Below are 22,925 nucleotides of genomic sequence, written 5' to 3'. Positions count from 1 at the left end.
GAACTCATCCATATCCGTATAGATGAATCAATTTTCTTAATAAAAATATTTTGTATGCCAGAACAATCAGTGCCTCGCACCTGCAAATCACATTCGACTATTTCAAGGCGGAACTACCGAAGCTGCAGGGAGAGCGACCATGAGTGATCCGCGCACGCTCGTGAAGAGCTATCAATACATCGATTTGCCGGGCGAACCTCCCGAAGGCAAGTTGTGGCCGGGGGTCAACAACATCATCGTGCTGCGTAAGCATCGGGACGTGGTGTTCGACATCAAGCTCAAACCCGGCGCGACTTATACGCTGAAGACCGATCGGCCGGAGTCGAAGTATGGGCGCTTCTACGATACCCGGCACAAGCAGACCATCGCGAGGACAACGTTCAACGATGGTGAGCCGCTTCACATCTGGGTAGGACGTAGGTTCCAGGGCAACTTGATTTTGCTGAGCGGCGACAACGAGATTGGGCACTATCCGGTTCGGAAGATGGATTGCGCGGGGGCGTGCACCAACGACCCGAAGGATAAGCCTGCGCCGATGTTTATCGTTCTTCGAGATGACACAGCTTTCGCTCAAGATGTGCTTGCCTTGAGCGACGCAGCCCTTACCGTTGGTCGGCCGTCCGCAGAGCTAATCGCAACGTTAGACCGCGCGCACAAAGGTGTCGGGCTTCAGAGCGCGCCATTCGATCGTTCGAATCAGCCTTTGAGCGCGACAGTGGCACATGGGCGGGCGTCGGGATTGAAAGTGGTGCGTAATGGCTCGCCGGAAGTCTTGCAAACCGTTCACATATTCGAGGTAACTAATACTAACGTCCCCAACGGTCTGGACGATCTCCGTCAGTTTTTTGTTCGAGGGGATGAAAAGTATGCGTTCGACCCGAACAAAATTCTTTGCCGAAACTGGCTCATCCAGCAGTCAACCGGGCTTTTCGCTTTCGCACTCGATGCGCTCAAGGACGATGAAGCATGGTTGCGGAAATTCTGGAACCGAAAGTTCTATCTCGTGCGAAGTGGTGGCAAGTTCGTTGCGATGTTCTCTACCGGTCCTGAAGACTGGCGCATCTTGGGTGTGTTACTCACAGGATATAAGAAGGTACTTCCGAGCACGAGTCAAATCATGACGCTTGCTGGCGGTGCCGGCACAGGTGCAGCGACATGGAGCGCCACAAAATCAGCGCTGAAAGGTTCAGTGGTGCACGGGGCGGGCGTTGCAGTAGCCTTAAACATTGCCATCGACGGAATGGTGTGGTTCGATCAATATAAGAACGGTGAGAAGGATCTCTATGATCTTTTCACTCTGGTCGGTGTCGATCTCGTAACGGCAGGATTGTATGCGGCGGGAACTGCCCTAGCCGTGTCGGCGATACTGACCACGGTGGCAGCACTTTCCGCGACGGGCTTTGCAATATCGATGGTGGCGATAGCCGTTGGCACAGTCGTCTTGACGGTATCCATTGGATATGCAGTCGATTGGATGTTCAACGAACTTGATGTGAACAATAAGCTGAGTGAATTCCTCCGTGGATTAGTGAAGATAGTAAAGGAGGCGACACCGTCCGACTACGGCGACTCGTATGCAGCATCCCAATGGGCCATTGTGCCAGAATGGACGATTGAAGCTAAAGGAGATGCTCAATGAGTGATGAGCCTATCTACGTGCCATCAGAGGCGAGCCGGGACCTCACAAGTATCGATCTTCATCCAAAGGCTGCAGGATTAAACTTGTTCATCGGCGGCTTGATAACGTTCGTGTATTACGCTGGTTTCTCGGATTTCAAGACTACAACCGTGCCTTGGAAGGTGACAGGGGCTCTTACTCTTCTATCTAGTGCAGTTCTGCTCGTTCAATACCTTGCAAATCGCCGTCGAAGGCGTTTGATCTGGGAGGGTATAGCGGCAACCTTAGGTCTGCTTCCAACATGGCTTCTTCTTGGGTCGTGCTGGCTTGCTTATTTCTTGTTTGCTCCGATGCCCGTGTCTGTCCGATGGACAGTCCTCTCGCCCTGTCTTGCCGGGACCGCTTACTGGTTGATCGTTGTTTGGCGCGATTACGAGTCCGATGCTGAGCGTCTCGGATTGTTGAGTCGCTTGTATCGAGTCGAGAGTGACCGGATCGTCTACTCGGCCGAAGCGTCGACGGTGATCTTGACATTGAAGCAGCGTAATCCATTCTCTCGGCTCCATTTCTGGGGAGTGTCGCTTGCACCGCTGGTTGGTGGCATCGCTTTGAGTTCAGTTGAGCATTTTCAGTCTACTAGCGGACCGCATGTGGTGTTCCTAATTCTCTCTTTTTTCTCGTATCCAATGTCTCAATGGATACTTGCGTATCTTGGTATGAGGACAGTGTTCTTTCACGTTTACCTTCCTTTTAAAATTGAGAAAAAAACAGGAAAGAAAGTTATCTTGGCTCCATGACGAGGCCTGCCGATCCGATGACGCACTCCGTGCATCAACGACATGATGCCCATTGATCTTCGCTACCTGCCAGATCGTGTTACGGGCGACGGTCCTGTGACGGTAAAACGCAAAAGGGGCGATCAAGATCGCCCCGCGCCTCACCCCCCGCTCGCCTGACTCAACGTCAAATGCTTCGTCTCCGGCGCCCACGCGATCGAAACGAGCATCCCGACGAGCAGAACCGCCGCGAGCGCCATCATCGTTACCTGAATGCCGGCCTGTGCGATACCGATTGGCAGCAGGAACGTTCCCACCGCCGACCCCAACCGGCTGCACGCGATCGACAACCCGACGCCGCACGCCCGCGCCTCGGTCGGAAAGCACTCCGGTGGAAAGACGCCGACGAGATTCGAGAACGCCGACATCGTCAGCGTGAAGATGCCGAACGCGACGATCATCCCGACATTCGCCGATGACGGCAGCACGCTCAGCGCGAACAGCGACAGACAACACACCGCAAACGACCCGATGAGAAACGAGCGGCGCGACAGCCTGATCGTGAGCCAGATGCCGAGCAGCGCGCCCAGCACGAGAAAGGCGTTGAGCAGCAGATCCGCGCCCGAGCCTTCGGGCAAGCGAATCGCCGTGAGAATGCTCGGCAGGAACGTATAAATCGCGAAGTAAGGAATCACGAGGCACACGAAGAACGCGCAATTGAAGACCGTGCGGCGAATCAGATCCGGCTCGAAAAGCCGTGCAAAGCCGCCTTTGCCGGCGAAGTGCTCGCCCGTATCGGCATCGAGCGTCACGTTCGGGCCGAAGTGCTTGCGCACGATTCGCATCGCTTCATCCTTGCGGCCCTTGCCCAGCAACCAGCGCGGCGATTCCGGCGTGCCCATCCGCAAGATCAGCACGAGAAACGCAGGCACGCCAGCGGATGCGAGAAGCCAGCGCCACGCATCGGGCGATGCGTCCGCGTAATGCATGCCGAGCACGTTCGCGATCACATAGCCGATCGTCCAGATCACGCTGAACGAGCCGAGCAGCGTGCCGCGATGCTTGCGCGGCGAGAACTCCGCGAGGATCGCATGACCGACGGCGAAATCGCCGCCCATGCCGAAGCCGATCAGCACGCGCAACGCGACGAGCATCGCGGGCGTCGTCGCATAGAACTGCGCGAACGCGGCCGCCGTGATGATGATGAAGCTCAACAGGAAAATCTTCTGCCGGCCGACTTTGTCGGACAGCCAGCCGAACACGAGACTGCCGAGAAAAATGCCGATCAGCGCCGATGAACCGAGCAGGCCCATCCAGAAAGCATCGAGCGGAATCTGTTTATTCAGCGACGACAGCGCATATCCGATCGTGCCGAGCGCATAACCTTCGGTGAAATGCGCGCCGAAAGTCAGGCCCGCGATTTTTACGTGAAAGCGGTTCAGCGGCACGTCGTCGAGCGCAATGCGCTCATGCGTGGCATTGACGGGCGCGGCGGTGCGCGGGGCGAGCGTTTGCGCGCCCAGGCTTTGCGTATCCAAGAGTATCTCCTCCACTTCCGAGTGGAGCGGCGCATCGTACGCCGCCTGAAAACCGCGCACGCGATGGCTTTATCGTTCGTGCGTGCGCGGTGAATCGATGAATCAGCGGCCGAGGCCCGCCATCATCATGTACTTGAGTTCCATGTATTCATCGAGCCCGTACTTCGATCCTTCACGGCCCAGTCCCGATTGCTTCACGCCGCCAAAGGGCGCGACTTCCGTCGAGATGATGCCTTCGTTGATGCCGACCATGCCGCTCTCCAGCGCTTCCGCAACGCGCCACGCGCGGCCCAGATCGCGCGTGTAGAAATACGCGGAAAGGCCGAAAGGCGTGTCGTTCGCAGCGGCGATGACGTCTTCTTCCGTTTCAAAGCGGAAGCACGCGGCCACCGGACCGAAGGTTTCTTCATCGGCGATCAACATGGACGGCGCTGCATCCGCGAGCACGGTCGGCTCGTAGAACGTGCCGCCGAGCGCGTGCGGCTTGCCGCCCGTCAGCACCTTCGCGCCCTTGCTCACGGCATCGGCGACATGGGTCCGCACCTTCTTCAGCGCGGCCTCGTTGATGAGCGGTCCCTGATCGAACTCGCCTTCTAGACCGTTCCCGACGCGCAGCTTGTGCACCGCGCGCGTCAACGCCTGCGTGAACGCGTCGTAGACGCCGGCCTGCACGTAGAAGCGATTCACGCAGACGCACGTCTGTCCGGTATTGCGGAACTTCGACGCCATCGCGCCTTGCACGGCGGCGTCGATATCGGCGTCATCGAACACGATGAACGGCGCATTGCCGCCGAGTTCGAGCGAGAGCTTCTTGAGCGTATCGGCGGATTGCTTCGCGAGCAGCTTGCCGACGCGCGTCGAGCCCGTGAACGACAGCTTGCGCACATCGGGCGATTCGGTCAGCACCGCGCCGATGGCGACAGCATCGCCGGACACGACGTTGAACACGCCCGCCGGAATGCCCGCTTCTTCGGCCAGCACCGCGAGCGCGAGCGCGGAAAGGGGCGTTTCTTCCGATGGCTTCAGCACCATCGTGCAGCCCGCCGCGAGCGCGGGACCGGCTTTGCGCGTGATCATCGCGAGCGGGAAGTTCCACGGCGTGATGGCCGCGACGACGCCCACCGGCTCGCGCGTCACGATGATCTTCGAGTTCGGCTTCGGGCTCGGAATCACGTCGCCATAACTGCGCTTCGCTTCTTCCGCGAACCATTCGAAGAAGCTCGCCGCATACGCGACCTCGCCGAGCGCTTCGGCCAAAGGCTTGCCTTGCTCACGCGTGAGCAATTCCGCAAGCGTGTTGCGCTTTTCGAGCATCAGTTCGCCCCAGCGTTTCACGCGCGCGCCGCGTTCCTTCGCGGTCAGCGCGCGCCACGCGGGGAACGCGTGCTTCGCCGCGTCGATCGCTTGCCGCGTCTCTTCGCTGCCGCCGCGCGCGACATTCGCGATCACGTCGCCCGTCGCGGGATTACGCACAGCATACGTGCTCGCGCTTTCGCGCCATTTACCGTCGATATAGTGATTCGATTGGAGCAGATTCGTCATGCCGCGCGCTCCAGTGCGTTGTCGAAGACGCCTTGTGCAGCACGCGCCTCGCGCGCGATGCGCCGTCCCGCCGTGTAATCGTTGATGAGATCGCACGGCGTGTAATTGCGCTCCAGTTCGTGCAGTTCGTCGTCGTCGAGCTTCGTGTCGAGCGCGGCGAGCGCGCTGTCGAATTGCGCCACCGAATCCGCGCCGACGAGCATCGACGAAATACCCGGACGCGAAAGCACCCACGCCTGTGCGATCTGCGCCGCCGGCACGCCGCGCCGCGCCGCCACGCGCGCCACCGATGCCGCGATCTCCAGCGACGCGCGATCGCCATACATTTGCGCGGTGAAGAAGTCGGTCTGATTGCGCGTGGATTTCGCGTCCGATGTCAGAAGACCGCGCGCGAGCGGGCTGAACACCGACACGCCCACGCCCTGATCGATGCAGTACGGCACCATCTCGCGCTCTTCCTCGCGATACGCGACATTCAACTGCAACTGCATGTTGATCGGCTTGTGCCAGCCGTACTTCTCGCACGCCTGCATGATCTTTGCGAACTGCCACGTGTACATCGTCGATACGCCGATATAGCGCGCCTTGCCCGCGCGCACGATATCGTCCAGCGCGCCCATCGTTTCTTCGACAGGCGTGTTCACGTCGAAGTAATGCAGCATGTAGATATCGACGTAATCCATGCCGAGACGCGTGAGCGACCCGTCGATGCCGTCCATGATGTGCTTGCGCGAATGGCCGCCCGCGTTCGGATGGCTCGCCATGTCGTAGCCGACCTTCGTCGTCACGACGACTTCCTCGCGGCGCGCGACGCGCTTCAGAATGCGGCCGACGACTTCCTCGCCGACGCCCGTCGAATAGAAATCCGCCAGATCGATGAAGTTCACGCCGCGCTCGATGGCGTGCGCAACGATCGGCTCGCTTTGCGCTTCATCGAAAATCCAGGGCTTCCATTGCGACGTGCCCATGTTCATCGTGCCGAGGCACAGGCGCGAAACCTTCAGGCCGGACTGGCCGAGACGCACGTATTCCATTTGCCAGTCTCCTTACTTCTTCGGCGTGTAGAACGGGTTCGACACGTCGCGCGCGGCCTTGAACACGGCTTCCTTGCGCGGCAAACCTTCCATCGCGGCGATGATCGCGTTCCTGCACGCGCGATAGTTGTTCTCGTATACAGCGTCGAGATCGTCGGTCTTCGGATTGACCCAGTTCGCCGACACGACGACCCAGTCGTTTTCCGCCTCGGGCGGCAGCGTGCCGTGTTCGAGCGATTCGGCCACTGCCTTCGCGATGCCCGCCTGCGATGCGCCCCAGGTCGCGTTGCCGTGGAAGTCGCCGTCGATCTGCGCCTTGTTGACGTAGAGCGTGAGCGGCTTGGTCGGCACGCCGGGCTGCGCGATCACGACGAACGGCGCGTGACCGGCGGACGGCGTCGCGAGCGCGGTGGCGAACGCCTGACCCGCGGGACCGTTGCGCGGCCCGACCAGCACGTTGATGTGGGCGAGGTTCACGCCCGGCCCTTCGAAGCCTTCGCCGATGAAAAGCGTCTTTTCCATTTGTCTCGTTCCTTGTGTCCGGTTGCGCCACCGATGCGGTGGATGTCGGGCATTCTGCGGCGTGCTTCGCACGAGGAGGAATCGACGATTTCTGAGGGTGGCGTTGATGAAAGCTCAACTCGGGGATCACCCGTAGGCCGGAATGTTGCGGTTTGCTTGCAGTTTTTGATCTCTTAAGCGATTCATAAGGTTCGGATGTCGAGAATGGCGTTTTGTCCCTGAATGCGGAGCATTCCGGCGCGCGCCGACGTCTCCGCCGACGCGCATGCCCGCCACAGAGCCCATTTCCCTGCCGCAGGCCGCCGACGCCCCGTGGCGCTATTTCGATCTCGCCAAGGCGCGCGTGCAGATTCACGCACCGCCCGCGCCGGGCGAGGTCTGTCTCTGGCTCGTGCCGACGGAATTCCGCTTCGCGTCGGCATCGAATATCGGCAACTGGCTGAGTGCCGCCGAACGCCGGCGCGCGAAACTGCATCCGAATTCCGCGCTCGGACGGCGCTTCAGCGTCGCGCGCGCGACGCTGCGTCTCGTGCTGTCGCATATGCTCGGCTGCGCACCGCAAGACGTGGACATGAACGATGAGCCCGACGAGCGCATCGTCGTTACGCATTCGTCCGGCGAACGCACGGTTCACGTCGATGTCGCGTATTCGGGCGTCTGGATCGTGATTGCGGTCGCATCGGCGAGAATAGGGCTCGGGCTCACCGTCGAGGCGACCGGCACGCACGATGCCGCCGCCAGAAAAGCCATGTGGGACGAGGCGGCGCATATCGGCAGGACACGCGCCGAACGCGCCGAACGCGGCGAACGCGCCGACGCGGGCGAGGATGCGCCGGAGCCGGACTGGCACGGCCTTACACTTCCGATGCCCGGCGGTTTCTGCGGCGTGCTCGTCATGGATGCGCCCGTCGCGCGCGTGCAGGCGTTCGGCTGGGAACGGCCGCTCGAAGCGGAGAGCAGCGCGCAAGCGTCCTGAGCCCGCACGCGGCGGGCAAAACGGGACAGCGGGAGAAACAGGACATCATGGATTACACGGCGCTCGCGCAACGCCATGCGGTCGCGATCATCGCGATCGTGCTTTTCGTCATTCCTTCGATCGCGGCCTGCGCGTGGAAGCTGGCGGCGCGTGAACGCCGCGCATCCGGCTCGACGGTCGTCGTCGCGGCGCTGTCGACAGTCGTGCTCGGCGCGGCCGTGTTCATCGCGATTGCGACGCGCATCGCGCATGGCACCGCGTTTTCATCGGCGGATCAGCGGCTGGTCGACGCCGTGCGCGACGGCACGCCCGCTCCGCTCGCGCGAGGGTTCGCCGTTCTCACGCATCTCGGCGACCCGTGGTTCCTCACGCTGCTGTGCGCGCTCACTTGCGCCGCGCTCATCATCGCGCGCCGCTTCGGTCTCGCCGTGTACCTCGCCGCGGCGACGAGCGCGGGCGGTCTGCTCAATCGGGCGCTCAAGGCGATGATGCATCGCGACCGCCCCACAGGCTCTTCCGTGCCGCTGCCCGAAAGCTTCGCGTTTCCGAGCGGGCACACGTTCGGATCGATCGTCTGCTACGGCATGTGCGCGTACGTGCTGCTGCGTCTCGCGCCGACGCGCCGCGATCCGGTCATCGTTGCAATGGCGTGTTTCATCGTGCTTGCGATCGGAACGAGCCGCGTCGTGCTCGGCGTCCATTTTCCCGGCGATGTGATCGGCGGCTTCGCGTCAGGCGGCGCGTGGCTCGCGGCGTGCATCGGTGCGGCGGAATGGGTGCGCCGACGACGTGCGGGCGCACTTTCGGACTAGTTCGATTGAACCTTACGTTCGATGCCCGTAGCTTTAGCCCTTTTGCGAAAGGCTGAAGCGATGATCAAATCGAAACTGTTTCTGGCATTGGGACTGCTTGCTGTCCTGCTCGGTCTGAACGGCTGCTCGGCCTTCATCCCGGACCCGAACCCGCAGGAATACATGAGCCGCGTGAAGATTGGCATGACGCGCGCGGATGTCGAAGACAATCTCGGCCCGCCCGATGGCAACTGGGGTCCGTGGCATTCGCTGTGCACGGAATACGCGTTCGGCAAGAACGGCGTCGATCGTTACGCGGTGTATTACAACAATCAAAGCCGCGTGGTCTTTACCGAACATGCGGGCTGCAACGTCACGCGAGCGAAGGAAGTCGGCCTTCGCTGAGCGCCAGAAACGAAAAACCCCACGCGTTCGCGTGGGGTTTTTCTTTGGGCGAACGATTCGGCGCATCAATGCGCCGCGGGCCGCCACTTCAGCAAACGGTGCTCGACCGCCGTGAGCAGGTAATCCGCCGCCAGCGCGACCACGGCCAGCACGATCATCGCCGCGAACACGCCGCTCGCGTTGAACGCGCCTTGTGCCGTCGAAATCAAAAGGCCGATGCCCTGTTTCGAGCCGAGAAACTCGCCGACCACCGCGCCGACCAGCGCGAAGCCGAAGCTCACGTGCAGGCTCGCGAGAATCCAGGACAGCGCGGAGGGAATCACCACCGACGTCGTCACTTGCCGCCGCGACGCGCCGAGAATCTGCGCATTCGCGATCATGTAGCGATCCGCCTCGCGCACGCCCTGGAACGCATTCGCGAACACGACGAAGAAGACCATCACGACGGCGAGCGCCACTTTCGACGCCATGCCGAGACCCAGCGCGATCACGAACACCGAGCCGAGCACGACGCGCGGAATCGAATTGGCGATCTTGATGTAGAGGCTGAACACATCCGACAGCAGCTTGTTGCGGCCGAGCACGATGCCGCAGACGATGCCGCCCGCCGAGCCGATGAGAAAGCCGAGAATCGTCTCCTCCAGCGTCACCCAGACTTGCGTGAGCAACGGTCCTTGCGAGGTGCCCTCCACGAACCATTCGACGATCTGCTCGAAGATCGCGGACGGCATCGAGAAGAAGAACGGGTCGATCCAGTGCAGGCGTGCGGAGAGTTCCCAGCCGCCGAGCACGAAGACGAGCACGGCGATACGCAGCCCGATCACGAGCGCGTGACGCTGTTTGATGCGCTTCTGCGCTTCACGTTCGACCTGCGCGAGCGCGGCCGGATCGATGCCCGCGGGCATCGCTTGTTGAGGCGTAGACATATTCGATGTTCCTCGTGGGCAAGTTCAACCGATCTGCACTTCTTCGCGCAGGTCGTGCCAGATGTCGCGCGAAATTTCGATGAAATGCGGGTGATAGCGGATTTCCGACGTGATGCGCGGACGCGGCAGGTCGATCTCGTAGACCTTCTTGAGCGTGGCGGGCCGCGCGGTCAGCACGAACACGCGGTCGGCCAGCGCGATCGCTTCCTCCAGATCGTGCGTGACGAAGACCACCGAACCCGCATTCGCCGACCACAACTGCAGCAGCTCGTCCTGCATCAGCGTGCGCGTCTGCATGTCGAGCGCGGAGAAGGGCTCGTCCATCAGCAGGATTTCGGGCTTGTTGATGAACGTCTGCGCCAACGCGACGCGCTTTCGCATGCCGCCCGACAACTGATGCGGATAGTGCTTGCCGAACTTGTCGAGGCCGACGCGGCGCAGCCATTCGTTGGCTTCGTCGTAGGCGGCGGATTTCGAGCGGCCGCGATACATGGGACCGGCCGCGACGTTGTCGAGCACGGAGCGCCACGGGAACACGGCATCGGCCTGAAACACGAAGCCGATGCGCGGATCGATGCCATCGACCGGCTGGCCCATCACGCGCACGGTGCCCGTCGTCGGCTTGAGCAGACCGGTGATCATGCTGAGCGTCGTGGATTTGCCGCAGCCCGTCGGACCGACGATCGCGACGAATTCGCCCCGTGCCACCGACATGCTGAAATCGCGCAACGCGACGGTCGCGCGGCCGTCCGGTGAAATGAAGCGGCACGACACGTTGCGCAGTTCGATCGCGGGCTGAGCCGATTGTGTGGATTGATTCATCGTGCGAGCCTCACTTCGACGCCGTCGCCGTGCCCGACAGGTATTCGTTCGAATACGTGCGCGCGAGGTCGATATGCTTGCCCTTCACCGACGGATTGAACGCGGCGAGCACCTTGAGCACGGTCTCGGGACCATCGGCGGGCATCTTCCCGTCCTTCGTGAACATCGGCAGCGAGGCCTTCAGCGCGCCCACGTACAAGTCCTTGTTCTTCGCGTAATAGTCCTTCGGCATCTTCTCGGTGATTTCTTCGGCGCTGTGCGTCGCGATGAAGTTGAGCGTCTTCGCGAACGCGCGCGAGAGCTTCGCGGCGTCGGCCTTGTGCGATTCGGCCCAGGCGCGCTGCACGTAGAAGCTCGATGCCGGATACGTGCCGCCGAGCGCGGCGCGCGTGCCTTCGAGCGTGCGCATGTCGACGAGCACTTTCGCCTCGCCGGTCTTGAGCAGTTGCGAGACGGTCGGCTCGGTGGTCATGCCCGCGTCAATGCGCTCCTGCTTGATCGCCGCGATGAAGCTCGCATCCGCGCCTACCGGCAGCAGCGTGTATTCCTTCGAGGTCACGCCCGCGCGCTGCGCGAGATATTGCGTGAGAAAGCTCGTCGATGAACCCAGGCCCGTCACGCCGAGCGTCTTGCCTTTGACGTCGGCCATGCTCTTGAGCTTGTCGGCCTGCTTCGTCGACACCATTTCCACTTCGCCCGGCACCTGGCCGAAGATCACGAGCGCCTGCACTTCCTTGCCCTTGCTTTGCAGGTCGATGGTGTGGTCGTAGAAGCCGACGACGCCTTGCACCGCGCCGGCGAGCAACTCGTTTTCGGCATCGACGCCGGCGGGCTGCGAGAGGATTTCGACGTCGAGCCCTTCGTCCTTGAAATAGCCGAGCTGCTCGGTCAGCTTCGCGGGCAGATAGATGATCTTGGTCGCGCCGCCAACCATGATGGAAATCTTCTCCGCGTGCGCGGATACGGAAGCGGCGGCGAGTGCGAAGGCAATACCGGACAAAGCGGCGATGTGGCGCAGGGTACGCATCGGGAGTCTCCTTGGTGTGGGCCGTTGAATAACGAAAGGCCCGCTTTTCGAATGTGTGCGGCGATTATAAGAACGGAAAACCTTCTGTCAGCTTTCTGCACCGATGGCAAATCATGGGTGTTAACCCGATACTTCATCGTTCGTCGAAGCCCATACAATCGCGCCACCATGAAGCTGCTTCTCATCGAAGACAATCCGACGCTCTCGCTCTGGCTCGCGAAGATGCTGGAACAGGAGTCGTTCGCACTCGAAGCCGTGCAGGATGGCGAGTCCGCCGATCAACTGCTGCGCACGAATCAATACGATGTCGTGCTGCTCGATCTCAACCTTCCGCGTCTGTCCGGCAAGAACGTATTGCGCCGCCTGCGGCAGCGCGGCGATGCGACGCCGGTGATGATCCTGACCGCGAGCGGTTCCATCGACGAGAAAGTGGAATTGCTCGGCGCGGGCGCGGACGACTATCTCGTGAAGCCGTTCGAAGTGCGCGAGCTGGTCGCGCGCGTTAAGGTGATGATCCGGCGGCGCACGTCATCGACGGCCAATGAAGTGGCGTGCGGCGATCTCGTCTTCGATATCGACACGCGCCAGTTCACACTCAAGAGCGCGCCGCTCAACGTGACGCCGCGCGAGCGCAGCGTGCTCGAAGCGCTGATCTTGCGGCTCGGCAAGACGGTGTCGAAAGCATCGCTTCTGGACGCGATCTTCACGCATGACGATCAGCCCAGCGAGGACGCGCTCGAAATTTACGTGTCGCGGCTGCGCAAGAAGCTCGATGGCAGTTCGGCGGCGATCGTCACGCTGCGCGGGCTCGGCTATCTGCTGCGCAAGAAGGACGATGACCAATAGTCTGCGCGTCCGTCTTCTGTGGTGGCTGCTGGTGCCGCTCGCGATCTACGTGTTCGTGACCGGCAAGGCGGCCTACGACAACGCACGGCACACCGCCGATCTCGTGCAGGAGAACACGCTGCTCGCGTCCGCGCGGATGATCGCGGGCGAAGTGGAATGGTCCGATGGCCGCCTGCTCGTCGATATTCCACCGGCCGCGCTGGAAGTGTTCGCATCGCCGCAGGGCGATCAGGTGTTCTACAACGTCAGCGTCGACGATGGCCGTCTGCTGGCGGGCGTGCCGGATTTTCCGACGCGCGAGATGTCGGCTCGCCACGACGCGCCGGTCTACTACGACGCCGATCTGCACGGCAAGCCGATACGCGCGGTCGGCATCGTGCGCCAGATGTACGACACCGGCGCGATCCGGCGCGTGCTCGTATCGGTCGGCAAGACGCAGGCCTCGCGCGATGCGATGCTGCGCGAGCTCTGGCGTCCGCAACTCGTGCGGCAGATCGAGATGGTGTTGCTTGCCGTGGCGCTGACGTGCATCGGCCTGACATTCGAATTGCGGCCGCTTCTGAAGGTGAAGGAAGAAGTGATGGACCGCGATCCGATGCAGCTCGAACCCTTGCGCGTCGAGCGATTGCATACGGAACTGCGGCCGATCGTCGAGGCGATCAATCAGTGCATCGCGAGGCTCGGGCTTCAGGTGGCGGCGCAGCGGCGCTTCATCGCGGATGCGGCGCATCAGTTGCGCACGCCGCTCACGCTGCTGGAGACGCAGTTGCAGTTCGCGCGGCAGCATCGCGAAATGGAGCCGACGCTTTCCGAAGCGCTCGCGGCCATGCAGCGAAGCAACCGGTCGATGGTGGGCCTCACGAACAAGCTGTTGCTGCTCGCGCAGGCGGAAGCGGCGGACTATACCCAGCTTGCGAGGCAGAAGGTCGATCTGGCTTCGATCGCGCAGGCGGTGATCGAAGATCTGGCGATGTTCGCGCAGAAGCGGGACATCGATCTCGGCGCGGAGTTGGTGGAATCGGCGTGGATCATCGGGCATGAGGGGTTGTTGTCGGCGCTGGTTTTCAATGTCGTGGAGAACGCGATTCGCTATACGCAGCCGGGCGGGCATGTGACCGTTGGCGTCGCGCGCGATGCGCAACGTGTGACCCTGACCGTCACCGACGACGGTCCCGGCATTCCCGCCGAAGCGCGCAGTCGCGTGTTCGAGCCGTTTTATCGCGCCTCCTCCGATACCGAAGGGACGGGACTCGGGCTCGCGATCGCGAAGGAAATCGTGCAGGCGCATCGGGGGGAGATCGCGCTTAAGCATCGCGAGCCGCCGAAGCGCGGCGTGATCGTCACGGCGACTTTTTTCGACGGTCTTATGTAATGACCATTCCATTCTCGTGGCGCATTAGAAAATATACTTCTCTGTTGATGCATGGTGATCACCGCGGAGAAGAAAATGGCGCGATTCGGGCTTGGGATATTTGCATTATTGTTAGGAATGCTGCTGAGCGCGTGCGGCGCAAGCGATAGCGACACCGATGCAGTGAATTCCAGCGCTCAGGACAGAACCACAGTCAAGGGTTATGCGTTGTCGACTGTCATGTGGAAGCAGGTTCCCATCGGCGTCTGCTGGGACATGAGCAATGCCGATTTCGCGACGTATGCCACTCAACGCAACTGGAGCCGCCTCGCGGTCGAGGCGAGTTGGGAAGCGCATTCCGGCGCCACGTTTTCCGGCTGGCAGCAATGCACGAACGATCCGAACTACTACGGCATACGGATCTCGATCGAGGACAACGCCGCGAACGGCCCGCACACGCAAGGCCTCGGGACGAATCTGAACAACGTCGTGGGCGGCATGGTGCTCGACTTCACCTTCCGGAACTGGAGTCCCAGTTGCGTGGGCCGCGAAGAGTATTGCATCCGCAATGTCGCCGCGCACGAGTTTGGTCACGCGCTCGGTTTTGCGCATGAGCAGAATCGACCGGATACGCCATCGACGTGTGACGAGCCCGCACAAGGCACTTATGGCGACATGATGATCGGCGCGTGGGATCTGGCGTCGATCATGAATTACTGCAATCCGGACTGGAACGGTAATGGTCAGCTCAGCGCGGAGGATATCGTGATGGTGCAGATGTTCTACGGCGCTCCGCGCGTTCAGGTTTCCGCGCAGGCCGCGCAGTAAGGACGCGGGGCAAGCGACGGTCAGGTGATCGTCCGTTCGCAATTTTTGGATCCAAAATCCTTGATTCAATTTTGAGATGAGCGCACAATCGGCCGGTCAGCATCCCACCGTCACCCGAGGGAGCCACCATGACCGACCGCGCCACCACCGTTCCAAACCCCTACGCCGCAAGCGACGAACCCCGCGTCTCGTCCAAATCCAGCCGCGCCGTCACGGCCGCGGTCGTCGGCAACATTCTCGAATGGTTCGATTTCGGCACCTACGCGTTCCTCGCGACCGTCATCGCCAAAGTGATGTTCCCGACCGGCGACGACTTCGCCGCGATGCTCGGCACCTTCGGCGCGTTCGGGCTAGGCTTCGCGGCGCGTCCGCTCGGCGCGATCATCTTCGGCTGGCTCGGCGACAAGAAAGGCCGCAAGTGGACGCTCACCTTCGTCATGCCGCTGATGGCCGCCGCCACGCTCTTCATGGCGTTGCTGCCGACGTATGCGTCCATCGGCATCATGGCGCCGATCCTGCTGGTGGCCGCGCGCATGCTGCAAGGCATCTCGGTCGGCGGCGAGCTGGGCAACGCGGTCGCGTTTCTCGTCGAATGGGCGCCGCCGAACAAGCGCGGCTTTTACGGCAGCTTCCAGCAGTGCAGCACGCTCGGCGGCATGCTGCTAGGCTCCGGCGCGGCCGCGCTCATGACGACGCTGCTCAGCCCGCAAGCGATGCTCGACTGGGGCTGGCGCGTGCCGTTCATCGTCGGGGCGATCGTGATCGGGCCGATCGGCTGGATCATCCGCAAGCGCAGCGAGGAAACGCCGGTCTACCAAAGCGCCTCCGACGAAGCGCCCAAGACGAAAGGCCGCGCGCCCGCGCTGCTCGGCCTGCAAGCGTGCGGTCTCGTGATCGTGTGGACCGTCTCGCTCTACGTGCTGCTCAACTACCTGCCGTCTTTCACGACGAAGTACGTCGGGATTCACACGTCGACGGCGCTCTGGCTCAACACGGCCGGGCTCATCGTGATGACGGTATCGATTCCGTTCTGGGGCGCCGCCTCGGACCGCTTCGGACGCAAGCCGATCTACGCCATCGGTTGTATCGCGTTCCTGGCGCTGCCGTATCCGATCTTCCATCTGATGCTCGAATACAAATCGGCGGCGATGGTCGGTGCGGTGCAGGTCTTGGGCGGCGTGATCATCGGCATCTTCTCGGGCGTCGGTCCCGCCGTGCTCTCCGAGCTCTTCCCGACGAAAATCCGCACGACGTGGATGTCGATTGGCTACGGCATCGCGAACGCGATATTCGGCGGTTTCGCGCCGATGATCGCCATCGCGCTCATCAAGGCGACCGGCTCGCCGCTCTCGCCCGCGTATTTCGTGATGCTCGCCGCGCTGCTTTCGACGCTCACGGTCCTCACCATCAAGGAGACGGCGCACGCGCCGCTGCAATGAGCAACGAAGCAATGGCGGATGTCGTGGTGGTCGGCGCGGGCATCGTCGGACTGGCGTGCGCGTGGGCCGCCTTGCGTGACGGCGCGCGCGTGACCGTAATCGATCGCGATTTCGAAGGCGACCGCGCATCGCATGGCAACGCAGGCGGCATCGCGGTGACGGAGAGCACGCCGATCGCCGTGCACGGCATGTTCACGAAGGCCGCGAAATGGCTGATGGACCCGCTCGGTCCGCTCGCGCTCGACTGGAAGCACGTGCCGAAGGCGTTGCCGTGGTTCCTGGCGTTTCGGCGCGCGAGCGAGCCGGCGCGCTTTCACGCGATCTCGCACGCGCTCGCGCTGCTGAACAACCGCGTGTACGACGATATCGTGCCCATGTTCGACGATATCGGTGCGAGCGCGATGCACTATCGGCGTGGCGCGCTCACCGTCTACGAAACCGATGAGGCCTTCGCCGCCGATCAGCCCGAATGGGCGTTCAAGCGCGAGCTCGGCGCGCGCTGGCATGCGCTGAACGCGCAGCAGGTCCGCGAATGCGAACCGTCGCTTGCACCGGTGTTCAGGCATGGCGTGTTTCTCGACGACTGGTCGCATATCGGCGATCCGCGCCGCATCGTCACGCTGTTGCGCGAGCGCGTGCTTGCGCTCGGCGCGCGCTTCGTGACGGGCATCGCGCGCGCAGTCGAATCGCCGGATACGGTTCTACTCGCGAACGATGAGCGCGTGCAAGGGCGTCGCATCGTGATTGCGGCGGGCGCGTGGTCGGCGGCGCTGGCGAAATCGATCGGCGACAACGTATTGCTCGAAAGCGAGCGCGGCTATAACGCGACGCTGCCGCGACACGGCATCGAACTGACGCGCGAAGTGATCTTCGCGGAGCGCAAGTTCGTGGCGACGCCGCTGGATGTGGGCTTGCGCATCGGCGGCGCGGCGGAATTCGCTGGCATCAATGCGCCGCCGAACTATCGTCGCAGCGACGCGCTGCTCGCGCTCGGCAAGCGCTTCATTCCCGGCATCGACGATACCGATGCCGCGAAGTGGATGGGTCATCGTCCCGCGACGCCCGATTCGCTGCCGGTGATCGGCGCATCGCCGCGCGCGCCGTCCGTCGTCTATGCCTTCGGCCACGGCCATCTCGGCCTGACGCAATCGGCGACGACCGCCGCGCTCGTCGCCGATGTGCTCGCGGGCCGCACGCCGCGCGTGCCGCTCGCACCGTATTCGATCGCACGCTTCGATAACTGAACCCCTTGAAGGAGCAATCATGCAAGTGAACTGGAATGGCGTATTTCCCGCGGTCACGACGAAGCTGAAACAGGACGGCTCGCTCGACCGCGATGCCATCGTGAGCGGCTTGAACCGGCTCATCGACAACGGTGTCGGCGGCGTCGTGATGATGGGCATGGTCGGCGAGAACGCGCAGCTCACGCCCGAAGAGAAGCGCACCGTGCTGAAGATCGCCGTCGAAACCGTGAACGGGCGCGTGCCGGTGATCTCCGGTCTCGCGGAACTGAACACGGCGAACGCAACGCAATTTGCCAAGGATGCCGAAACAATTGGCGTTCAGGGTTTGATGGTGTTTCCGGGCCTGACGTACCGCTCGGACGATCGCGAAACGGTCGAATACTATCGGTCGATTGCGCGTTCGACCAAGCTCGGCCTGATGATCTACAACAACCCGCGCGGCTATGGCGTCGATATGCGTCCCGATCTGCTTGCGCAGCTCGCCGATGAGCCGAACGTCGTCGCGATCAAGGAAGAGACCTACGACACGACGCGCGTCACCGATCTTTATATGCGCTTCGGCGATCGTTTCGTCGTGTTCTGCGGCGTCGACGATCTCATCGTGGAGTCGGTCGCGCTCGGCGTGAAGGGCTGGGTCTCGGGCATGGCGAATGCAATGCCGAAGGAATCTGTCGACTTGCTGAATTACGCGGTGAACGGCGAATACGATAAGGCGCGCGCGCTGTATCGCGCGCTGATCGACCTCTTCCATCTCGACACGCACGTGAAGCTCGTGCAATACATCAAGCTCGCGGAGAACATCACGGCGGGTTATCCGGAGTATGTGAAAGCGCCGCGCCTGATGCTCGAGGGCGAGGAACGGCAGCGGACCATCGAGATCGTCGAGAAGGCGATCGCCAACGTGCGGGCGCTCGCGCGATGAAATCGACTTTCTTCTGCATCGACGGACACACGTGCGGCAATCCGGTGCGCGTCGTCGCGGGCGGCGCGCCGACGCTCGAAGGCCGCGACATGATCGAACGGCGCGCACATTTCCTGCGCGAGTTCGACTGGATTCGCACGGCGCTGATGTTCGAGCCGCGCGGCCACGAAGTGATGTCCGGCAGCATTCTCTATCCGCCGACGCGTCCTGATTGGGATCTGGCGATTCTCTTCATCGAAGTGAGCGGCTGCCTGCCGATGTGCGGGCACGGCACCATCGGCACGGTGACGACCGCCATCGAGCATGGACTCGTGCGGCCGCGCGAACCAGGCGTGCTGCGGCTCGATACGCCCGCGGGTCTCGTTATTGCGCGGTATCGGATGAATGGCGAGCATGTGGACTCGGTGCAGCTCGTCAACGTGCCGTCGTTTCTGCATTCGCAAGACTTGGTCGTAGACGTCGATGGCATCGGCGAGATTCGTTTCGATGTCGCGTACGGCGGCAACTTCTACGCGATCGTCGAACCGCAGCGCAGTTACGAAGGTCTGCATGCGCTGAAGCCATCGGATATCCAGCGCCTGAGTCCGCTGTTGAGGCAAAAGGCCAACGAGAAGTACAGCTTCGTGCATCCGGAAAACGACGCGATACGCGGCCTCAGTCACGTCATGTGGACGGGCGAGCCGACCGTCGATGGCGCCAGCGCGCGCAACGCGGTCTTCTACGGCGACAAGGCCATCGACCGTTCGCCGTGCGGCACGGGCACGTCGGCGCGCATGGCGCAGCGCGTCGCGAAGGGGCAACTGAAAATCGGCGAGCGCTTCGTGCATGAGAGCATCATCGGCACCTTGTTCGAAGGCGTGCCGATGGAAGCCGCGCGCGTCGGCGAATACGACGCGATCGTGCCGGGGATCGAAGGATGGGCGCGCGTGACTGGCCACAACACGATTTTCGTCGACGACCGCGATCCGCTCGCGCACGGATTCCTGCTGAAATAAAGGGAGATTCACGTCATGCTGGTACTGAAGAACGCACGCGTGCTCGACGCCGATCACGAGCGCGACGACGGCCGCTATTCCATCGTCATCGACGGCGACACGATCCGCGAAGTCACGCGCGAGCCGGTGCACGCGGACGGCGCGCAGGTCATCGACGTCGGCGGCAAAACGGTGATGCCCGGCATGATCGATTGCCACGCGCATGTGATCGCATCGGTCGCGCATCTCGGCAACAACAGCCGCTTGCCGAATACGTTCGCCATCCTGCGCGCGGTACCGATACTCGCGGGCATGCTCAATCGCGGCTTCACGACCGTGCGCGATGCGGGCGGCGCGGACTACGCGCTCTCGCGTTCGATCGAGGATGGCGTGATCGCGGGGCCGCGTTTGTTCGTCGCGGGCAAGGCGCTCTCGCAGACCGGCGGCCACGGCGATTTTCGCGAACGCTTCGACAACTCGGACCCCGACCCGTGCGGCTGCAATCGCAACATGGGCGCGATCGGGCGCGTGGTCGATGGCGTCGATGAAATGCGCCGTGCCGTGCGCGAGGAAATGCGCGCGGGCGCGCATCACATCAAGATCATGGCGTCGGGCGGCGTGGCGTCGCCGACCGATCCCATCGGCAATCTGCAATTCTCCGTCGATGAAGTGAAGGCCGCCGTCGAGGAAGCGGAATCGCATCAGACGTATGTGATGGCGCATGCGTACACGCCGAAGGCGATCGCGCGGGCAGTGAGGCTCGGCGTACGCACGATCGAACACGGCAATCTCATCGATGAAGCAACCGCGGACGTGATGGCCGAGCACGGCGCCTATGTCGTGCCGACGCTCGTCACGTATGACGCGATGTCGAAAGTCGGCGCGCAGATGGGGCTCGCGAAAGACACGCTCGACAAGAACGAATCGGTGCGCAAGCGCGGCCTCGAAGCGCTCGCGATGCTGCACGCGCGCGGCGTGAAGATCGGCCTCGGCACCGATCTGCTCGGCGACATGCATCAGTATCAGAGCGATGAACTGTCCATCCGCGCGGATATCGTCGGCGCATTCGAAGTCATTCGTCAGGCGACAGCGCTGGGCGCGGAAATCGTCAACATGAAGGGGAAGCTGGGCGTCGTCGCAGCGGGCGCGTATGCGGATCTGCTCGTCGTCGATGGCGATCCGCTGAAGGATATTCGCGTGCTGACGGGACAGGGCGAACGCATCGCGGGCGTGATGAAGAACGGCGCGTGGGTGCGTCAGACTTTGCTTTGAAGCTGCGTGCTACGATGCCGCAACCTTTCTGACAAGCGCTGAAACAACCCATGCCTCCGGTCGCCACGAATCCGAGCCCAAGCGACTCCAAGCACAAGATCGTGCGCACGACGACGGTCGAGCTCGTCACGACGGCGCTTCGTCAACGCATCTTGTCGGGCGATCTCGCGCCCGGCGAAGTGCTGCGTCAGGAAGCGCTCGCCGATGAGCTCGGCGTGAGCCGCGTGCCGATCCGCGAAGCGATCACGCGGCTGACCGGCGAAGGCTTGCTGACCAAAGAGCCGCACAAGGGTGCGTATGTCGCGGAGCTTTCGATAGAGGAAGTGCAGGAGACGTTCGAGATTCGCTTGCGGCTGGAGCCGTGGCTCTTTTCGCAGGCGATTCCGCATATCACCGATGCCGAAATCGCGAAAGCCGAAAGGCTCGTGAGCGAAATGGACGACGCGGAATCAGGACTCTGGGGTCAACTGAACTGGCGCCTGCACGAAACGCTTTATCTGCCCGCGCGGCGCGATATCACGCTGCAGATGCTGCGCGTGCTGCACGATCGCAGCGACCGCTATTTCCGCTTTCAGGTCGTGCAGGTGCCGATTCGCGAGCAATCGCACGACGAACACATGAGCCTGATCGATGCATGCCGCAAGCACGATGCGAAGCTCGGCGCGAAGCTGCTCGAACAGCACGTGAAGACGGCGGGGCAGCAGATCATATCGGTCGTCGAGACCATCATGGCACGATGAAACTCGGAACGGCTTCATTCCATCCACCCGCGCGGGGTGGTCCCGCGTCGTGACGAATCGGGCTTACTGACGGATCTATCAAACCGGAGGCAAGCCGTCATGGGCGTACTGAGCGGAATTCGGGTTCTGGAGTTCGAGGCGATCGGTCCTGCGCCGTTCGGCTGCATGTTGCTGGCCGACATGGGCGCGGATGTCTTGCGTGTCGACCGGGCGGTCGCGGCGGGCGATCTCGGGCCGAAGATCAGCGGCAAGCACAAGAACGTGACGGGACGTGGACGGCGCTCCATCACGCTCGATCTGAAACATCCCGATTCCGCCGATATCGCGCTCGAACTGATGTCGAAGGCGGATATCGTCATCGAAGGATTTCGGCCGGGCACGATGGAGAAGCTCGGCATCGGTCCGGACGCGGCGCTCGCGCGCAATCCGAAGCTCGTCTATGGACGCATGACGGGCTGGGGGCAGACGGGGCCGCTCGCGCAGCGCGCAGGGCACGATCTGAACTACATCGCGCTGTCGGGTGTGCTGTCGGCGATCGGGCGCGCAGGCGAGGCGCCGGTTCCGCCGCTCAATCTCGTCGGCGATTACGGCGGCGGCGGCATGCTGCTCGCGCTCGGCGTCGTCGCGGCGCTGGTCAACGTGCAACGCGGCGGTGCCGGGCAAGTGGTCGATGCCGCGATGATCGAAGGCGCCGCGCAACTCGGCACGACGATCTGGGGCCTGGTCGCATCGGGGAATTGGCGCGAGGCGCGCGAGAGCAATCTGCTCGATGGCGGCACGCCGTGGTACGACAGTTATCGCACGCGGGACGGACACTACATGGCTGTCGGCGCGGTCGAGGCACGGTTTTATGCGGAGCTGCTGGAGAAGCTCGGACTGGCCGATGCGGATCTGCCCGCGCAGCATGATCGGAAAGGATGGCCGGTTCTGAGGCAACGCTTTGCGGCGGTATTTGCGGAGCGGACGCGCGATGAGTGGTGTCGCGTGTTCGACGGTAGCGATGCCTGTGTCGCTCCGGTGCTGGGGTTATCGGAGGCGCCGGAACATCCGCAGAATCGTGCGCGCGGGAGTTTCGTCGAATACGATGGCGTCGTGCAGCCCGCGCCGGCGCCGCGTTTTTCGGCTACGCCGTCGGAGATATCGCGGCCAGCGCCGCAGCGGGGCGAGGGCGGACGGGATGCGTTGCGGGATTGGGGGTTTGACGACGAACGGATCGCGGGATTGCTAGGGCTTGCCGTGCACAGCTGATGACAGCATCGTAAGCTTCGTCCGTCAATCTCGCGCTGTCATGTCGAGGTCATCGACCATCCATATCGTCTCCTTGCTTCCCCA

The 22,925-nt window shown here is 62.5% G+C and carries 22 protein-coding genes; 15 read left to right on the top strand and 7 right to left on the bottom strand.

What is annotated here, in order from left to right; genetic code table 11:
* Positions 1 to 139: 139 nt before the first annotated feature.
* Both AWB74_RS09860 and AWB74_RS45570 read left to right on the top strand, forming a co-directional pair.
* Positions 140 to 1,639 (top strand): hypothetical protein, encoded by a 1,500-nt coding sequence (locus tag AWB74_RS09860; protein ID WP_061146575.1) that lies wholly within the window; start codon positions 140 to 142, stop codon positions 1,637 to 1,639.
* Positions 1,636 to 2,415 (top strand): hypothetical protein, encoded by a 780-nt coding sequence (locus AWB74_RS45570; protein ID WP_143749182.1) that lies wholly within the window; start codon positions 1,636 to 1,638, stop codon positions 2,413 to 2,415. The genes AWB74_RS09860 and AWB74_RS45570 overlap by 4 nt, the downstream gene beginning before the upstream one ends.
* 140 nt (positions 2,416 to 2,555) lie before the next feature.
* Here AWB74_RS45570 and AWB74_RS09855 read toward each other — a convergent pair whose 3' ends face one another.
* From AWB74_RS09855 to fae, 4 genes are all read right to left on the bottom strand, one after another.
* Positions 2,556 to 3,917 carry an MFS transporter gene (locus AWB74_RS09855; protein WP_087038934.1) on the bottom strand — a complete coding sequence of 454 codons (1,362 nt, stop codon included), beginning with the start codon at positions 3,915 to 3,917 and terminating at the stop codon, positions 2,556 to 2,558.
* A 117-nt stretch (positions 3,918 to 4,034) separates the two neighbouring features.
* A complete protein-coding gene (locus tag AWB74_RS09850) occupies positions 4,035 to 5,474 on the bottom strand; it encodes an NAD-dependent succinate-semialdehyde dehydrogenase (protein WP_061146574.1) in 1,440 nt (479 codons plus the stop codon).
* On the bottom strand, positions 5,471 to 6,508 hold the full coding sequence (locus AWB74_RS09845; RefSeq protein WP_061146573.1) for an aldo/keto reductase: 1,038 nt from the start codon (positions 6,506 to 6,508) through the stop codon (positions 5,471 to 5,473). The genes AWB74_RS09850 and AWB74_RS09845 overlap by 4 nt, the downstream gene beginning before the upstream one ends.
* Positions 6,509 to 6,520: 12 nt before the next feature.
* Entirely contained in the window at positions 6,521 to 7,030 is a 510-nt protein-coding gene (fae, locus tag AWB74_RS09840; protein ID WP_061146572.1) for a formaldehyde-activating enzyme, read from the bottom strand.
* 265 nt (positions 7,031 to 7,295) lie between these two features.
* On the opposite strand from fae, the gene AWB74_RS09835 reads away from it, so the two are divergent.
* The 3 genes from AWB74_RS09835 to AWB74_RS09825 are packed head-to-tail and all read left to right on the top strand — an operon-like array spanning position 7,296 to position 9,202.
* A complete protein-coding gene (locus tag AWB74_RS09835) occupies positions 7,296 to 8,006 on the top strand; it encodes a 4'-phosphopantetheinyl transferase family protein (RefSeq protein WP_235024529.1) in 711 nt (236 codons plus the stop codon).
* 47 nt (positions 8,007 to 8,053) lie between these two features.
* Positions 8,054 to 8,818, top strand: coding sequence for a phosphatase PAP2 family protein (locus AWB74_RS09830; protein WP_061146570.1), 765 nt, complete (start codon positions 8,054 to 8,056; stop codon positions 8,816 to 8,818).
* A 60-nt stretch (positions 8,819 to 8,878) separates the two neighbouring features.
* Positions 8,879 to 9,202, top strand: a complete 324-nt coding sequence (locus AWB74_RS09825; protein WP_061146569.1) for an outer membrane protein assembly factor BamE — start codon at positions 8,879 to 8,881, stop codon at positions 9,200 to 9,202.
* 65 nt (positions 9,203 to 9,267) lie between these two features.
* On the opposite strand, the gene AWB74_RS09820 is transcribed toward AWB74_RS09825, so the two are convergent.
* Genes AWB74_RS09820 through AWB74_RS09810 form a run of 3 tightly spaced genes read right to left on the bottom strand, consistent with a single transcriptional unit; the run spans position 9,268 to position 11,977 of the window.
* Positions 9,268 to 10,128, bottom strand: a complete 861-nt coding sequence (locus AWB74_RS09820; RefSeq protein WP_061146568.1) for an ABC transporter permease — start codon at positions 10,126 to 10,128, stop codon at positions 9,268 to 9,270.
* A 24-nt stretch (positions 10,129 to 10,152) separates the two neighbouring features.
* A complete protein-coding gene (locus AWB74_RS09815) occupies positions 10,153 to 10,950 on the bottom strand; it encodes an ABC transporter ATP-binding protein (RefSeq protein ID WP_061146567.1) in 798 nt (265 codons plus the stop codon).
* 10 nt (positions 10,951 to 10,960) lie between these two features.
* Complete coding sequence (locus AWB74_RS09810) at positions 10,961 to 11,977, bottom strand: ABC transporter substrate-binding protein (protein ID WP_061146566.1); 1,017 nt, start codon at positions 11,975 to 11,977, stop codon at positions 10,961 to 10,963.
* A 168-nt stretch (positions 11,978 to 12,145) separates the two neighbouring features.
* On the opposite strand from AWB74_RS09810, the gene AWB74_RS09805 reads away from it, so the two are divergent.
* From AWB74_RS09805 to AWB74_RS09760, 10 genes are all read left to right on the top strand, one after another.
* Complete coding sequence (locus AWB74_RS09805; protein WP_061146565.1) at positions 12,146 to 12,823, top strand: response regulator; 678 nt, start codon at positions 12,146 to 12,148, stop codon at positions 12,821 to 12,823.
* The gene (locus AWB74_RS09800) at positions 12,813 to 14,195 is read left to right on the top strand and encodes a sensor histidine kinase (RefSeq protein ID WP_061146564.1); all 1,383 of its coding nucleotides are present in this window, start codon (positions 12,813 to 12,815) and stop codon (positions 14,193 to 14,195) included. The genes AWB74_RS09805 and AWB74_RS09800 overlap by 11 nt, the downstream gene beginning before the upstream one ends.
* A 162-nt stretch (positions 14,196 to 14,357) precedes the next feature.
* Positions 14,358 to 15,002 (top strand): M12 family metallopeptidase, encoded by a 645-nt coding sequence (locus tag AWB74_RS09795; RefSeq protein ID WP_235024528.1) that lies wholly within the window; start codon positions 14,358 to 14,360, stop codon positions 15,000 to 15,002.
* A gap of 128 nt (positions 15,003 to 15,130) precedes the next feature.
* Positions 15,131 to 16,441: an MFS transporter gene (locus AWB74_RS09790; protein ID WP_061146562.1), complete on the top strand. Its 1,311-nt coding sequence runs from the start codon at positions 15,131 to 15,133 to the stop codon at positions 16,439 to 16,441.
* Positions 16,438 to 17,685 (top strand): NAD(P)/FAD-dependent oxidoreductase, encoded by a 1,248-nt coding sequence (locus AWB74_RS09785; RefSeq protein WP_087038922.1) that lies wholly within the window; start codon positions 16,438 to 16,440, stop codon positions 17,683 to 17,685. Before AWB74_RS09790 ends, AWB74_RS09785 begins: the two co-directional genes overlap by 4 nt.
* A 19-nt stretch (positions 17,686 to 17,704) precedes the next feature.
* Positions 17,705 to 18,607, top strand: coding sequence for a dihydrodipicolinate synthase family protein (locus AWB74_RS09780; RefSeq protein WP_061146561.1), 903 nt, complete (start codon positions 17,705 to 17,707; stop codon positions 18,605 to 18,607).
* Complete coding sequence (locus AWB74_RS09775; RefSeq protein WP_061146560.1) at positions 18,604 to 19,602, top strand: 4-hydroxyproline epimerase; 999 nt, start codon at positions 18,604 to 18,606, stop codon at positions 19,600 to 19,602. Before AWB74_RS09780 ends, AWB74_RS09775 begins: the two co-directional genes overlap by 4 nt.
* Before the next feature lie 15 nt (positions 19,603 to 19,617).
* A complete protein-coding gene (locus tag AWB74_RS09770) occupies positions 19,618 to 20,853 on the top strand; it encodes a metal-dependent hydrolase family protein (protein WP_061146559.1) in 1,236 nt (411 codons plus the stop codon).
* A 50-nt stretch (positions 20,854 to 20,903) separates the two neighbouring features.
* Positions 20,904 to 21,593 (top strand): GntR family transcriptional regulator, encoded by a 690-nt coding sequence (locus AWB74_RS09765; RefSeq protein WP_061146558.1) that lies wholly within the window; start codon positions 20,904 to 20,906, stop codon positions 21,591 to 21,593.
* Positions 21,594 to 21,692: 99 nt separating this feature from the next.
* A complete protein-coding gene (locus AWB74_RS09760; protein ID WP_061146557.1) occupies positions 21,693 to 22,841 on the top strand; it encodes a CaiB/BaiF CoA transferase family protein in 1,149 nt (382 codons plus the stop codon).
* Positions 22,842 to 22,925: the final 84 nt, after the last annotated feature.

The organism is Caballeronia arvi (genome assembly GCF_001544695.2).
Classification (GTDB): Bacteria; Pseudomonadota; Gammaproteobacteria; order Burkholderiales; family Burkholderiaceae; genus Caballeronia; species Caballeronia arvi.
The sequence above is the reverse complement of the archived record's forward strand: the minus strand, read 5'-3'. Positions and strand labels throughout refer to the sequence as shown.

What these genes read in the sequence shown, in the direction of transcription:
- AWB74_RS09860 (WP_061146575.1), top strand. Translation starts at nt 140, where the DNA reads ATGAGTGATCCGCGCACGCTCGTGAAGAGCTATCAATACATCGATTTG.
- AWB74_RS45570 (WP_143749182.1), top strand. Translation starts at nt 1,636, where the DNA reads ATGAGTGATGAGCCTATCTACGTGCCATCAGAGGCGAGCCGGGACCTC.
- AWB74_RS09850 (WP_061146574.1), bottom strand. Translation starts at nt 5,474, where the DNA reads ATGACGAATCTGCTCCAATCGAATCACTATATCGACGGTAAATGGCGC.
- AWB74_RS09845 (WP_061146573.1), bottom strand. Translation starts at nt 6,508, where the DNA reads ATGGAATACGTGCGTCTCGGCCAGTCCGGCCTGAAGGTTTCGCGCCTG.
- fae (WP_061146572.1), bottom strand. Translation starts at nt 7,030, where the DNA reads ATGGAAAAGACGCTTTTCATCGGCGAAGGCTTCGAAGGGCCGGGCGTG.
- AWB74_RS09835 (WP_235024529.1), top strand. Translation starts at nt 7,296, where the DNA reads ATGCCCGCCACAGAGCCCATTTCCCTGCCGCAGGCCGCCGACGCCCCG.
- AWB74_RS09830 (WP_061146570.1), top strand. Translation starts at nt 8,054, where the DNA reads ATGGATTACACGGCGCTCGCGCAACGCCATGCGGTCGCGATCATCGCG.
- AWB74_RS09825 (WP_061146569.1), top strand. Translation starts at nt 8,879, where the DNA reads ATGATCAAATCGAAACTGTTTCTGGCATTGGGACTGCTTGCTGTCCTG.
- AWB74_RS09820 (WP_061146568.1), bottom strand. Translation starts at nt 10,128, where the DNA reads ATGTCTACGCCTCAACAAGCGATGCCCGCGGGCATCGATCCGGCCGCG.
- AWB74_RS09815 (WP_061146567.1), bottom strand. Translation starts at nt 10,950, where the DNA reads ATGAATCAATCCACACAATCGGCTCAGCCCGCGATCGAACTGCGCAAC.
- AWB74_RS09810 (WP_061146566.1), bottom strand. Translation starts at nt 11,977, where the DNA reads ATGCGTACCCTGCGCCACATCGCCGCTTTGTCCGGTATTGCCTTCGCA.
- AWB74_RS09805 (WP_061146565.1), top strand. Translation starts at nt 12,146, where the DNA reads ATGAAGCTGCTTCTCATCGAAGACAATCCGACGCTCTCGCTCTGGCTC.
- AWB74_RS09800 (WP_061146564.1), top strand. Translation starts at nt 12,813, where the DNA reads ATGACCAATAGTCTGCGCGTCCGTCTTCTGTGGTGGCTGCTGGTGCCG.
- AWB74_RS09790 (WP_061146562.1), top strand. Translation starts at nt 15,131, where the DNA reads ATGACCGACCGCGCCACCACCGTTCCAAACCCCTACGCCGCAAGCGAC.
- AWB74_RS09785 (WP_087038922.1), top strand. Translation starts at nt 16,438, where the DNA reads ATGAGCAACGAAGCAATGGCGGATGTCGTGGTGGTCGGCGCGGGCATC.
- AWB74_RS09780 (WP_061146561.1), top strand. Translation starts at nt 17,705, where the DNA reads ATGCAAGTGAACTGGAATGGCGTATTTCCCGCGGTCACGACGAAGCTG.
- AWB74_RS09775 (WP_061146560.1), top strand. Translation starts at nt 18,604, where the DNA reads ATGAAATCGACTTTCTTCTGCATCGACGGACACACGTGCGGCAATCCG.
- AWB74_RS09770 (WP_061146559.1), top strand. Translation starts at nt 19,618, where the DNA reads ATGCTGGTACTGAAGAACGCACGCGTGCTCGACGCCGATCACGAGCGC.
- AWB74_RS09765 (WP_061146558.1), top strand. Translation starts at nt 20,904, where the DNA reads ATGCCTCCGGTCGCCACGAATCCGAGCCCAAGCGACTCCAAGCACAAG.
- AWB74_RS09760 (WP_061146557.1), top strand. Translation starts at nt 21,693, where the DNA reads ATGGGCGTACTGAGCGGAATTCGGGTTCTGGAGTTCGAGGCGATCGGT.